The following is a 12,646-nucleotide window of genomic DNA, read 5'->3' as shown; positions in this document are numbered from 1 at the left end:
CACCAACGGACCCGCTGAAACACAGCCGGGGCATGCGGGCGCGGGGAAAGAAAAGGAGCCCCGGAGCACGCAATTGGGGGGGTACGCGCTCCGGGGCGGTTCAGGGGGCCTGACACTCAGGGGTCCGGGCTCCGACTGCAGGACGGCGCCTGCCGAATCTGTATTTCGCATGCTGTCAATGAATCGAGGGTCCTGATGGACTTGGCAGAACAGTATCGGTTCGTTGACCGCTTGCCTAGTAGTCGATCGAATATCGCGCGCGTCCCGTGATCGCGCCGGCGAGCCAGGCCGCCGTCCCCGGCATCCTCCTTGTCCGGTGGCCGCACTCGGTGCTCGAATGGTGCGCATGACCACACCCCGTCACCTTCTGGCCGTCGGCACCAAGAAGGGCCTCTGGCTCGCCACGAGCGAGGACCGAGTCACATGGAATGTCGGAACGCCCCAGTTCCTCATGCAGGAGATCCCCTCGATCGCGATCGACACCCGCGGCGGAAGAACCCGCCTCATGGTCGGCGTCCGATCGGAGCACTTCGGGCCCACCGTCGCGCATTCGGACGATCTGGGCGGCACCTGGACGGAGCCCGAGCAGGGATCCGTGGTGTTCCCCGAGGAGACCGACGCCGCGGTGGAGCGCATCTGGCAGATCCGCCCCGACGAGGAGAACAGGCCGGGCGTGGTCTGGGCCGGCGCTGAGCCGATCTCGATCTGGAAGTCCACAGATGGCGGGGAGACGTTCGAGCTGAATCGCTCCCTCTGGGAGCACCCCGATCGGGATCGCTGGGCCCCTGGAGCCGGTGGTGCTGCCGTGCACTCGATCATTCCGGATCCTGAGGACGAGAACCTTGTCCATCTCGCCATCAGCGCTGGTGGCGTGTACCGCAGCGCGGACGCCGGAGCGAGCTGGACCGCGAGGAACCACGGTATCTCCGCGTACTTCCTCCCGGACCCCGAGCCGGAGGTGGGCCAATGCGTGCACAAGATCGCCCGCGACGTCGACGGGCGCCTCTACGCCCAGAACCATCGCGGCGTCTACCGCAGCGATGACCGGGGGGACACCTGGGTATCGATCGCGGACGGGCTGCCAGCGGACTTCGGGTTCGTCATGCTCACGCATCCGAGGCGGAGCGGGACGGCGTGGGTTATTCCCCTCGTGTCCGACGGGCAGCGCGTGGCACCGGAGGGCCGGCTCGCCGTTCACCGCACTGAGGATGCCGGTGCTACCTGGCGGCGCCTGGACGCGGGACTGGGGGAGCCTGACTGGAACACCGTGCTCCGCGATGCCGCTGCCGTGGACACCGCCGAACCCGTGGGCATCTACTTCGGCACGCGCGGAGGGACCGTCTACGCGAGCGCGGACGAGGGAGAGACGTTCCACGAGGTGCTCGCGCGCCTCCCCGACGTGCTGTGCGTGCGGGCCGCCGTCCTGACGCACGACGCCACGGGAGAGGCTTAGCCGTGCCCGTCACCGTCGTCGTCCCCTCGGTCCTTGCCGAGGTCAGCGCAGGGAAGACGGAGTTCGAGCTGCCGGACGGCTCGGTGAGGTCTGTACGGGAGGCGTTGGACGCCGTCGCCCGCAACTACCCCTTGCTCGGCCGACGGCTCCGGAACGAGCGCGGTGAGCTGCGCCGCCACGTCAACGTCTACGTGGGCGGGGAGGACGTGCGGCGCGGGGATGGGCTCTCCACGGTGGTCGAGGCAGGGCAGGAGGTGCTCGTCATCCAGTCAATCGCGGGAGGATAGTGTGCGCTGCGTCGCATGACGCGCTGGTGACGTTCGGCCGTAGCCCCGGAATTTCGCATAGATGAGACTGTTAATGTCACGTCTTCGCGAGGACACGATCTGCTCATGCAACGGTGATGCAACGTTGCCATGAACGTGCCGCGCATTCGACGCGTACACTTGTGAGCCACGGCACACATGAAGGGGTGGACGTGCGGGCGGACGGGCTGAATTCGACGGGCCACACGGGCCGGTCTTCCGGAGATCCTGAGGATTCTCCCGCGCGCCCCGTCGTCGCCGATTCATGGCGCCGCTCCCTTGCCGTCCACGGGCGCCGCGAGGACGCGGTCGTCACCAGCATCCTCGGCGAGGACGAGCTCGACTCCTACCGCACATCGCATCCGCTCGCGGCCGCGATGCCTGTCATCAACGAGCTCCTCATCGAGCCGGCCCAGGACTCGGGCATCCTCGTGGCGGTGGGGGACGCGAGCAGCCGGCTCCTCTGGCTCGGAGGCGATCCATCCGTGCGCCGCCGGGCCGAGGGCATGGCCTTTCTCGAGGGCGCCGATTGGTCGGAGGCGAGCGTGGGCACGGCGGCACCCGGAACCGCGCTCGCGACCGGAGCGGCAGTTCAGATCCGCGGGCCAGAGCACTTCAGTCCACTCGTCGAGGGGTTCTCGTGCACAGCGATGCCCATCCGGGACCCCCGCACCGGGGAGGCGCTGGGCGTCGTGGACATCACGGGCGGCGAACAGGCTGTCACCGGGCACGCCCTGCCGTGGCTGCGCGCAACGGTTGCCGCGGTCCAGGAGCGACTGCATGGAGTCGCCCCGTCACCCCGGATCGAACGGGCTGCCGGACCGGTGCACGCAGTGCTCGCCGTCACCGGGCGTGACCAGGGCGTTCTGCGATACCGGGGGCGTGAGCTGAACCTGAGCGTGCGCCACTCGGAGATCCTCGTTCTGCTGGCCGGGCATCCCCGTGGGCTCATGGCGGAGGAACTGGCCGAGCGGCTCTATGAGCAGCCGGTCCCGCCCGTCACCCTACGGGCCGAGCTGGTGCGCCTCCGCAAGGTCCTCGAGGCATCGGGCACCGGGGTCTCCTTGCTCTCCAGGCCCTACCGGGTAGAGGGCCTCGAGGTCGATTCGATGACCGCGCTCGCACTCCTCGCACGCGGCTCGCACCGGCAGGCGCTCGGCGCGTACAGCGGCCAGCTGCTTCCCCGCTCGGAGGCGCCCGCGATCGCAGAGATGCGGGACGAGCTCTCCGCGACGCTGAGGGAAGCGGTGGTCGGCAGCGCAGCCGTGGATGTTGTGCTCCACTACCTGCGGCTGCCTGAGGCTGAGGACGACGCCGAGGCGTGGCGTACCGCTCTCCGCCTCCTGCCGCCGCGCTCGCCCAAGCGGGCCGCCGTGGTGGCTCACCTCGAGCGGCTCGGCGGGTAGGCAAGCACCTATAAAGTGTCGGCACCGGGGCGTAGGCTCGCGAGAGTCAGCATCGAACATCCCGAGGAGTCGCTGTGCCCGCCACCCTGAACCCCTACATCAGCTTCAAGGACAACGCCCGGGACGCCATGACGTTCTACCAGTCGGTGTTCGGCGGAGAGCTGACCATCTCCACCTTCGATGACCTCCACGCGGCCCAGGACGCGTCGGAGGGCCCGCTCGTGATGCACGCCCAGCTCGAGACCCCGAGCGGGTTCACGCTCATGGCCTCGGACACGCCCGATCGCATGGAGTACCGTCCCGGCAACAACTTCACCGTCTCGCTCAGCGGCGCCCCGGACGTCGCGGACGAGCTGCGCGGCTACTGGGACAAGCTCGCCGACGGCGCCGAGGTGACGATGCCGCTCGAGAAGGCCATGTGGGGCGCCACCTTCGGAATGCTCACCGACAAATTCGGGATTGCGTGGCTCGTGAACATCGGGGGCGCGTCTGCGCCCGGCGGCGACGCGTAGCCAGAAAGGACCAGTGCTGTGCCCACCATCCTCAATCCGTACCTGCACTTCACGGGCAATGCCCGTGAAGCGATGACGTTCTACCAGTCCGTGTTCGGCGGCGACCTTAACGTCAGCACCTATGGCCAGTTCCAGCCCGAGGCCGCCGCCGGCGGCGAATCCGACAAGATCATGCACGGCCAGGTTGTCGCGCCCAGTGGGCTCGTGCTCATGGGCTCCGATGCACCGGAGGGCATGCCCGTCTCCCAGGGCAGCAGCATCTCGGTCTCCCTCTCCGGGGAGGATGAGGCGGAGTTGCGGGGCTACTGGGACAAGCTCGCCGAGGGGGCGACTGTTGCGGTTCCGCTCGCCAAGTCGCCGTGGGGCGACTCCTTCGGCATGCTGACCGACCGATTCGGCATCGAATGGCTCGTCAACATCAATTCTGGGCAGTCAAGCGACGCGCAGGCCTGATCCGATCCTGGTCGAAGGGAGGGGATGTGCACAGCGCGTCCACTCCCTCGCGTTTCTCTTGCCCGAGCGCGGGCGGCGCCGCATAGACTCGCAGCACATGGCGGCCAAAGGTGTGTCGCGGAGCGGAGGGCGCACGTGAAAGTGGGCGTTGCGAGGGAGCGCCTCGTGGGGGAGAAACGAGTGGCGGCCACCCCGGAGTCCGTCAGCCAGCTCGTGCGGTTGGGTCTCGCGGTGTCCATCGAGTCCGGCGCCGGCGCAGGGGCGGGCCACGCGGACGCACACTACGCCGAGGCCGGTGCCGAGGTTGTGGAGGCCTTGGAGCTGCCGTCCGTGGACATCCTGGCGCACGTCAGGCCCATCCATCCGGTCACAGCGGCGAGTCTGCAGGCCGGGGCAGTGACCGTGGGGCTCGCCTCCCCGTCCACCGAACTGCCCACTGTGCGGGCGCTCGTGGACAGGCGCGTGACCGCGTTCGCGCTCGAGCTGGTCCCGCGGATCTCACGCGCCCAGTCGATGGACGCGCTGACGTCTCAGGCCCTCGTGACGGGGTACCGATGCGTGCTCGAGGCCGCGATTCGCCTCCCGCGCTTCTTCCCGCTGTACATGACTGCTGCCGGAACGGTCCCGCCAGCCAAGGTGCTGGTCCTCGGTGCTGGCGTGGCGGGCCTGCAGGCCATCGGCACCGCCAAGCGCCTGGGCGCACGCGTCTCCGCGAATGACATCCGGCCCGCCTCCGCCGATGAGGTGGCCTCGATGGGCGGCACGTTCATCCATCTCGACCTCGCCTCCGCTGAGTCGACGGCGGCCGCCGGCGGCTACGCGCGCGAGCTCAGCGCGGACCGCGGAGCCCTCCAGCGCCAGCTGCTCGCCCCGCACGTTGCGGAGTCGGACGTCCTCATCACCACCGCGGCCGTGCCGGGCCGGCGGGCGCCGCTCCTCGTGACACGCCAGATGGTCGCTGGGATGAAGCCGGGCTCGGTGGTGGTCGACATGGCGGCCGAGTCAGGCGGGAACGTCGAGGGATCCGTGGCCGGCGAGGATGTCGAGGTGGCAACGGAGGACGGTATGGGCCACATCATTGTCGTGGGCCTCAAGGACGCGGCCTCGGCGATGGCCACGGACGCATCACGGCTGTACGCGAAGAACGTGGCCAACTTCATCGAACTCCTGGTGCCTTCGAAGGACGGTGTGGTGCAGCCCGACTTCGAGGACGCGGTGGTTGCCGGCGCGTGCCTGGCGCACGATGGCGAGGTGCGTCACGAGCCCACCGCGGAGGCCCTCGCAGTGCTCACCAGCACCGCGGCACAGAATGAGGGCGGCACGGCCCGGGGCGCCTCCTCGGCCGACGAGACCGAGGAAGGAGCCGGCTGATGGGCGGCGTTGAAGTGCTCACCATTCTCGTGTTCGCGGTGTTCGTGGGCTTCGAGGTGGTCTCGAAGGTATCCAGCATCCTGCACACCCCGCTCATGTCCGGCGCGAACGCGATCCACGGGATCATCCTCGTGGGTGCGATCGTCGTCGCGGGACAGGCCGAGAGCGGATGGGTTCTCGCGGTGGCGCTGCTCGCCGTCGTGCTCGCGACCGCCAATCTCGTGGGCGGGTTCGTGGTGACGGACCGCATGCTCGAGATGTTCAAGGCCCGCAGGCCTCAGACGGCCGCAAAGACCGAGGACGGCGCCAAGTGAGAATCGGCGGCCCCATCCTCGACCCCACCTGGACGGCGCTCCTCTACCTCGTGGCTGCTGTCTTCTTCATCCTCGCCCTTCAAGGCCTCTCCTCGCCCAGGCACGCACGCCGCGGCAACGCAATCGGTGCGGTGGGCGCCGCCGTGGCCCTCGTCACGGTGTTCCTGTCCAGCCGGATCGAGAACCTCGCGTGGATCCTCGGCGCGATTGCGGTGGGCGTGGCGATCGCGGCACCGGTGGCCCGGCGCGTCAAGATGACCCAGATGCCGCAGCTCGTCGCCGCCTTCAACGGCGTCGGCGGCGGTGCTGCGGCGCTCGTCGCGCTGCTCGAGCTGCCGCACAGCGAGAGCGAATGGGTGCGGGTAGCCATCGTGTTCACCCTGCTCGTCGGGGCGGTCTCCTTCGCGGGGTCGGCGGTGACCTTCGCCAAGCTCCAGGAGCTCATGACCACGCGACCCGTGACGTTCCTCGGGCTCCCAGTGCTCATGGGAGCGGTGCTGCTCGCCGCGCTCGCGGCCGCCGTGGCAGTCGTGTTGATGCCGGTGTCTTCGGTGTCGCTGCTCGTCGCCGTCGTGCTCCTCGTCCTGGGACTCGTGGCCGGCGTCCTCCTCGTCCTGCCCGTTGGCGGCGCGGACGTGCCGATCGTGATCTCGCTCCTGAATGCCTTTACCGGCCTTGCGGTAGCCGCGAGCGGCCTCGTGCTCGGCAACGTGCTGCTCGTCGTCGCGGGCACGCTCGTCGGAGCGTCGGGCACCATCCTCACCCGGCTCATGGCGGCGGCGATGGGCCGGAGTGTCACCCACATCATGTTCGGGGCCTTCCGGGGAGGCTCGACGGCGGGCTCCACCGCGGTCTCTGACCGCCCCGTGCGCTCGGGATCGGCGGAGGACGTGGCCGTGCTGCTCGGGTACGCGCAGAAGGTCATCATCGTGCCCGGGTACGGGCTCGCCGTTGCCCAGGGCCAGCACACGGCGGCCGAGCTCGCGTCCGCGCTCGAGTCGCGCGGCGTCGACGTCGAATTCGCCATCCATCCCGTGGCTGGCCGCATGCCCGGGCACATGAACGTGCTCCTGGCCGAGGCGAACGTGCCGTACGAGTCGCTCAAGGAGATGGCAGAGGTGAACGGAGACTTCAAGCAGGCGGACGTCGCACTCGTGGTGGGCGCGAACGACGTGGTGAATCCCGCCGCGAAATCCACCCCGGGTTCACCTATCTACGGGATGCCGATCCTCGAGGCCGGTGACGCCAAGCAGGTCGTCTTCCTCAAGCGGTCGATGCGGCCCGGGTTCGCCGGCATCGAGAACGACCTCCTCTACGAGCCGCAGACCACTCTCCTCTTCGGCGACGCGAAGGAGTCGCTCACCAAGGTGCTGACGGCGGTCAAGGCACTCTGATGGCGCACCGGACCATCGCCGTGATTGGCACCGGTACCATCGGCGCGAGCTGGGCCGCCTTCTACCTCGCCCGCGGCTTCCGTGTGGTCGCGGCAGACCCGGCCCCCTCGGCCGAGGCCCGCTTGCGCGAGCTCGTCGATGCTTTCTGGCCCACGCTCGAGACTCTCGGCCTCGACCACGACGCGTCGAAGGACAACCTGGCCTTCGCGCCGACGATACCCGACGCCTCGCGCGGGGCGGACTTCGTCCAGGAGAACGGACCCGAGCGGATTGAGGTCAAGCGGGCGATCCTCGCCGAGATCGAGGAGGGCGCGGGCAGCGACGTGATCATTGCGACCTCGTCCTCCGGCCTCCTCGTCACCGAAGCCCAGCAGGGCATGCAGCATCCCGAGAGGCTCGTGCTCGGCCATCCGTTCAATCCGCCGCACCTCATCCCCCTCGTCGAGGTCCTCGGCGGACAGCAGAGCGCACCGAAGAACGTCGATCGGGCGCTCGCGTTCTACGCCAGCGTCGGGAAGAAGCCCATCAGGATCAACCGCGAAGTCCCGGGCCACGTCGCGAACCGGCTCCAGGACGCGCTATGGCGCGAGATGTTCCACCTCGTCGCAACCGGCGTGGCGAGCGTCGAGGACGTGGACACCGCCGTCTCCTATGGTCCGGGCCTGCGCTGGGCCCTCCTGGGGCCGTTCCTCACCATGCACGCGGGGGGAGGCGATGGCGGGATCACGCACTTCCTCGAGCACCTCGGCCCCGCCATGCGCGACTGGGCCCGTGATCTGGGCGAGTACCCGGAGACCGACGACTACATCGGCACTATGGCCGACGGGGTGTCCGCGGAGCTCGAGGGACGCGACTGGGCCGAGATCCTCCGCGAGAGGGACCGGCTCCTGGTGGCACTGCTCGCGGCCAAGGCCACTGCGCCGGACATCCCGTAGAACGGGGGTCCGGTAGGGACGGACATCCCGCACAACCGGACATCCCGCAGAACAGAGATCCGATCGAGCGGGATCTACCGGCGCCCCGGGAAGAGGGCAGTGCACGTGGCGCATGCCTCGGCGCGCGCGGGATCGGAGAGGGCGCTGCGCTCGAGGCGCAGGCGTCCCGCCAGTGCGGCGACCATGAGTGCGACGGCCGCGACCCCCACTGCGGGCTGTACGGCAAAGCGGATCGCATCCAGCGGCAGGCCCGCGAACATCTGCACGAGCAGGCTAGACCGGCTCTGGCTCGTGGCGAGCATGAGGCCCATCAGGCCGAACAGCGGCCCGCGGATGTCGCACACCGTGGCCTCCGCACCGATCGGCGCACTGACGAAGCTCCCGATGAGGAGCCCGAGGCTGGCGGAGCCGGCAACCACGAGAACCGAGGCCCCCAGCGCGGCGGCCACGGATGCTCCGTCGAAGGCGCCGTTGGCGAAGACCAGGGCGGCGGCCGCGAGGAGGGCGGCGGCCGCCGCGGTGCCCCACCGGGTGCGTCCCCACGTCCTCAGGACCGACCGGCGGCCGGTGAGCGGCGCGCGGTCCGAGTCCGTCAGTGTGAGGAGGGGTGCGGCGTCGAACGCGGAGCGGTGGTGCTCCGGCGGCCGCGTCACCGGAAGAACTTGCCGAAGAAGCTCACGTTGGCGGCGTTGTCGTGCCCGGGGCAGCGGCGGTCCTCGGGAACGTTGGCGAAGACTTGGTCAACGTGCTGACCACAGCCAGTCCACGTCACCTTGCCGCACGTTGTACAGGTCATTGGGCTGCACATGAGATGCCTCCTGAATCGAAACCGTCGAATATACCCCTAGGGGTATCTCAACTGTACCGGATCTTTCCCATGGCGTGCAAGCAGGGGGGTGCTGACGACACGGTGAGGAGAGTCGCTGCCCGCGGTGCGACCGCTGCTAGCCTGCGCGTACATGGAGGTCCACGTTCTCTTGCAGGGGGGAACAGCAGGGGACTTCAAGCCAGCGTCCCCGGGCCATCTCCCGGGGCTCTGAGAAAGAGGGCGTCAATGTCGACTCGCAGGAGCAAGCTCAGTGCAGCAGCACTGTCCATCTCAGTCCTCGTGGCTCTCACCGCGTGCAATCCTGCGGGCTCCGGTGGCCCCGCGAAGCCGAGCGGGTCGAGCAGCTCGGGCGGCTCGGGCGCGTTCAGCAAGGACCTGTCCGGGGCTCTGAAGACCAGCGGCTTCAACCCCTCGGACGAGGTCGGCAAGTCCCGCTCCGACCTCGCCACACAGTCGGTATCCCCCGCGACCGTCAGCATGGACACGACGAATTTCGATGCCCAGAAGTTCTCCGCACAGGCCGCGTCCGGCCAGGTCCCGGACCTGATTCAAGTGGACCGGAGCGTCGTCCCGACCCTGGCAGACAAGGGTCTCATCCAGCCGATCGACGCCTGCTACTCGCTGTGGGGCGTCACCCCGGACCAGCAGTACTACCCCGCTGCCGTCAAGAGCGTCACCTTCAATGGCAAGGTGTACGGGGTTCCGCAGTTCTTCCAGACGTCCATGCTCATCGCGGACAAGAACGTGATGCAGGCCGCCGGTGTGAGCACGGACCAACTCGACACCTCCAAGCCGGACCAGATCGTCACGGCAGCCCAAAAGATGTACAAGGAGTCCGGCGGCAAGCCCTCCGTGATCGGGTTCGACGGCGATCTCCCAGGCTCCGCCGACCTCTGGCTCCAGGTCTTCGGGGGCAATGCCATGGACGCCCAGGGCAAGCCCACGCTCGACGCCTCCAACAACGTCAAGGCGCTGACCTGGATGAAGAAGCTGATGGACGCCCAGGGCGGCTTCGCGGGCATCAAGTCCTTCAAGGATTCGATGGACGTCTTCGGCAACCAGAACCAATACGTCAAGAACCAGGTAGGCGTCCAGACGTGGGCACAGTGGTACATCAACGTCCTCTCCAACACGAAGAGCAACGTCAGCGTGGTCGGCGTACCCATCAAGACGCTCGACGGCAAGGCCATCGGCTATGCAGGCGGCACGGCACTCGCCATCCCCACGGCCGCGAAGAACCCCTCCGCAGCATGCGCGTGGGCCATCAAGGCCACGTCCCAGGATGCCTGGAAGGCGGCCGGTGATGCCCGCGCCCAGACCGTCCAGCAGAAGAACTCCATCAACACGGGCCTCTTCACCGGATCGCCTGCTGCGGACAAGGCAGTCCGGGACGCCCACGTCAAGTCATCCGGGAGCGCCGACTTCGACCAGCTGATCAGCACCTCGTACTCGACGCTCGACAACACGGCCTCGTTCGGCGGCTCGCCAGCTGGCCAGACGATCAAGGATGCACTCTCCAACGCGGTGGCTGTGGCACTCGCGGGTGAGAAGGATCCGGCTGGGGCCCTCAAGGATGCACAGGACACGGCGCTGCGCGCCTGGCAGCAGACCTCGGCTGGCAAGAACGGGTGAATCCAGCACGTGCCGAGTCCGCGGAGGAGTGGTCGCATGAGCGGTAGGCCATCGCCGGCGCTCAAGGAACGGCGCTCGAGGAAGTACAACGTGCGGGAGTCGATCGCGGGCTACCTGTTCATCTCCCCCTGGATCGCTGGGCTGCTGATCTTCACGGTCATCTCCATGGGGTGGAGCCTCGTGCTCTCATTCCAGAACTACGATCTGGCCACGGGAGCGAGCAGTCCTGCAGGCTTCGAGAACTACCGCCTGCTCGCAGAAGACCCCAACGTGCTCAGGTCGCTCGGCAACACCTTCGTCTACGCCCTCCTGGCCGTGCCGCTGGACATCGCCTTCGCGCTCCTGCTCGCATCTCTGCTCAACGGCGTGAGCCGGGGCTCCGGGTTCTTCCGGCTCGTCTACTACCTCCCGAAGATGACCCCGAGCGTGGCGACCGCGGCGGTGTTTCTGCTGCTCCTGAACGGCAACAGCGGAGCGATCAACAAGTTCCTCGGACTGTTCGGGATTGCAGGCCCCCAGTGGCTCTCGGACCCGGCATGGATGAAGCCCTCGATCGTGATGATGAGCCTGTGGGGCGTGGGCGGCACCACGGTGATCCTGCTCGCGGCGCTGCAGGCGGTCCCGAGAGAGCTCTACGAGGCCGCGGCGACCGACGGCGCCAACCGTGTCCAGCAGTTCTTCCGGATCACAATCCCGCTGATTTCGCCGACCCTGTTCTTCCTGGTGATCGTCAATACGATTGCAGCCCTGCAGGTCTTCGACCAGGCCTATCTGCTCTTCTACCGTGACGGGAATTCAAGCGTTCCGGACGCGGCGCGTTTCTACGGCGTATACCTCTACCAGCAGGCGTTCCAGCAGTTCAATTTCGGGCCGGCCGCGGCAATGGCCTGGTTGCTGTTCGTCATCATCATGGTCATCACGTTCATCCAGATCAAAGTCGGGAACCGCTTCGTCTACTACGACGGGGGCGAGCGCCGGTGACCAACGTCAACCCCGAGTTCGAGGCCTCGCTGACAGAGACCGCCGCAGCGGAGCGCTCGGCTGCCCTCGCCCCGCCGGCCGCAGGCACCGGGCTCCCGGGCCGGAAGCCGAGAGGCCCGGGCCGGAAGCCGAGAGGCCCGGGCCCGGGCACCGCAGGAGTGCGCACGGCCGGGGAACGCCGGAGCCGTGCCTTGCTGCGGCTCGGCCAGTTGGTGCGCTGGGCGCTTCTCGCGGCATTTGCCCTGCTGTTCATGTACCCGTTCGTGTGGCTGCTCGCCGCATCCTTCAAGCCGCGCGGAGAGGTCTTCGACAACCGGCTCATCCCGCTGACGCTGACTCCTGAGAACTACGCGGAGGTCTGGAACCAACTGCCGCTGCTGGCCTGGTTCTTCAACTCGGTGTTCATCGCGCTCGCCTCGGCGACGATCGTCACGCTGACCAGTTCGGCCATCGCGTTCGGCTTCGCGTACTTCCGGTTCCCCGGGCAGAAGGCCCTGTTCAGCGTCCTCCTCGGGACCATGATGCTCCCCGGCGCGGTCAGTCTCATTCCGAACTACCTCATCTGGAAGACCCTGGGCTGGCTCGGCACCACGGTGCCCCTCTGGGGCGGGACCCTGTTCGGCTCGGCGTTCTACATCTTCCTCATGCGGCAGTTCTACCTCTCCCTGCCGCGAGACCTGTTCGAGGCTGCGCGCATCGACGGGTGCTCGTTCTTCGGGCTGTTCCGCAGGATCGCGTTCCCCTTGGCCCTGCCCAGCGCGATCATCGTCTTCATCTTCGAGTTCCAGGCGTCGTGGAACAACTTCGTCGGCCCGCTCATCTACCTCAATTTCGGCGACCCCTCGAGTTACACCGTGCCGCTGGGCGTGGCCTACGCCATGACCATGTACTCCCCGACGGCCGGCGGCCACGGCGACTACCAGTACGTGATGGTGGCTTCCCTGCTCGTGACGCTCCCGATGATGGCCATCTTCGCCGTGGGCCAGCGGTACTTCATCGAGGGAATCGCCGCGGGATCGCTCAAGGGCTGATGCGGACCGCCCCCGGAAGTGCCACATACG

At 68.0% G+C, this 12,646-nt stretch carries 14 protein-coding genes; 12 read left to right on the top strand and 2 right to left on the bottom strand.

Features of this window, described 5'->3' with window-relative positions:
* Positions 1 to 337 precede the first annotated feature (337 nt).
* The 9 genes from LF262_RS16675 (at position 338) to LF262_RS16635 (ending at position 8,143) form a co-directional block, all read left to right on the top strand.
* The gene (locus LF262_RS16675; protein ID WP_235781533.1) at positions 338 to 1,453 is read left to right on the top strand and encodes a WD40/YVTN/BNR-like repeat-containing protein; all 1,116 of its coding nucleotides are present in this window, start codon (positions 338 to 340) and stop codon (positions 1,451 to 1,453) included.
* Between the two features lie 2 nt (positions 1,454 to 1,455).
* On the top strand, positions 1,456 to 1,740 hold the full coding sequence (locus tag LF262_RS16670; protein WP_235781532.1) for a MoaD/ThiS family protein: 285 nt from the start codon (positions 1,456 to 1,458) through the stop codon (positions 1,738 to 1,740).
* Positions 1,741 to 1,901: 161 nt separating this feature from the next.
* The gene (locus LF262_RS16665) at positions 1,902 to 3,164 is read left to right on the top strand and encodes a sigma-54-dependent transcriptional regulator family protein (protein WP_235781531.1); all 1,263 of its coding nucleotides are present in this window, start codon (positions 1,902 to 1,904) and stop codon (positions 3,162 to 3,164) included.
* 74 nt (positions 3,165 to 3,238) lie between these two features.
* Entirely contained in the window at positions 3,239 to 3,676 is a 438-nt protein-coding gene (locus LF262_RS16660) for a VOC family protein (protein WP_235781530.1), read from the top strand.
* Between the two features lie 18 nt (positions 3,677 to 3,694).
* Positions 3,695 to 4,129, top strand: a complete 435-nt coding sequence (locus LF262_RS16655) for a VOC family protein (protein WP_235781529.1) — start codon at positions 3,695 to 3,697, stop codon at positions 4,127 to 4,129.
* Between the two features lie 135 nt (positions 4,130 to 4,264).
* Positions 4,265 to 5,500: a Re/Si-specific NAD(P)(+) transhydrogenase subunit alpha gene (locus tag LF262_RS16650; RefSeq protein WP_235781528.1), complete on the top strand. Its 1,236-nt coding sequence runs from the start codon at positions 4,265 to 4,267 to the stop codon at positions 5,498 to 5,500.
* Complete coding sequence (locus LF262_RS16645) at positions 5,500 to 5,814, top strand: NAD(P) transhydrogenase subunit alpha part 2 (RefSeq protein WP_235781527.1); 315 nt, start codon at positions 5,500 to 5,502, stop codon at positions 5,812 to 5,814. Before LF262_RS16650 ends, LF262_RS16645 begins: the two co-directional genes overlap by 1 nt.
* The gene (locus LF262_RS16640; RefSeq protein ID WP_235781526.1) at positions 5,811 to 7,208 is read left to right on the top strand and encodes an NAD(P)(+) transhydrogenase (Re/Si-specific) subunit beta; all 1,398 of its coding nucleotides are present in this window, start codon (positions 5,811 to 5,813) and stop codon (positions 7,206 to 7,208) included. The genes LF262_RS16645 and LF262_RS16640 overlap by 4 nt, the downstream gene beginning before the upstream one ends.
* A complete protein-coding gene (locus LF262_RS16635; protein WP_235781525.1) occupies positions 7,208 to 8,143 on the top strand; it encodes a 3-hydroxyacyl-CoA dehydrogenase NAD-binding domain-containing protein in 936 nt (311 codons plus the stop codon). Before LF262_RS16640 ends, LF262_RS16635 begins: the two co-directional genes overlap by 1 nt.
* 74 nt (positions 8,144 to 8,217) lie before the next feature.
* On the opposite strand, the gene LF262_RS16630 is transcribed toward LF262_RS16635, so the two are convergent.
* Positions 8,218 to 8,796: a hypothetical protein gene (locus tag LF262_RS16630; protein WP_235781524.1), complete on the bottom strand. Its 579-nt coding sequence runs from the start codon at positions 8,794 to 8,796 to the stop codon at positions 8,218 to 8,220.
* Positions 8,793 to 8,939: a DUF8730 family Cys-rich protein gene (locus LF262_RS16625; RefSeq protein ID WP_235781534.1), complete on the bottom strand. Its 147-nt coding sequence runs from the start codon at positions 8,937 to 8,939 to the stop codon at positions 8,793 to 8,795. The genes LF262_RS16630 and LF262_RS16625 overlap by 4 nt, the downstream gene beginning before the upstream one ends.
* A gap of 258 nt (positions 8,940 to 9,197) precedes the next feature.
* Here LF262_RS16625 and LF262_RS16620 point away from each other — a divergent pair, with 258 nt between their 5' ends.
* From LF262_RS16620 to LF262_RS16610, 3 genes are read left to right on the top strand one after another with little or no spacing between them, the layout of a single operon-like run.
* Positions 9,198 to 10,604: a type 2 periplasmic-binding domain-containing protein gene (locus LF262_RS16620; protein ID WP_235781523.1), complete on the top strand. Its 1,407-nt coding sequence runs from the start codon at positions 9,198 to 9,200 to the stop codon at positions 10,602 to 10,604.
* Between the two features lie 36 nt (positions 10,605 to 10,640).
* Positions 10,641 to 11,585, top strand: coding sequence for a carbohydrate ABC transporter permease (locus LF262_RS16615; RefSeq protein ID WP_235781522.1), 945 nt, complete (start codon positions 10,641 to 10,643; stop codon positions 11,583 to 11,585).
* A complete protein-coding gene (locus LF262_RS16610; RefSeq protein WP_235781521.1) occupies positions 11,582 to 12,616 on the top strand; it encodes a carbohydrate ABC transporter permease in 1,035 nt (344 codons plus the stop codon). Before LF262_RS16615 ends, LF262_RS16610 begins: the two co-directional genes overlap by 4 nt.
* The last annotated feature ends 30 nt before the right edge of the window (positions 12,617 to 12,646 follow it).

Origin of the sequence: Sinomonas notoginsengisoli, from assembly GCF_021554725.1 — a bacterium.
GTDB lineage: Bacteria > Actinomycetota > Actinomycetes > Actinomycetales > Micrococcaceae > Sinomonas > Sinomonas notoginsengisoli.
This window is presented reverse-complemented; position numbering and strand designations above follow the sequence as displayed.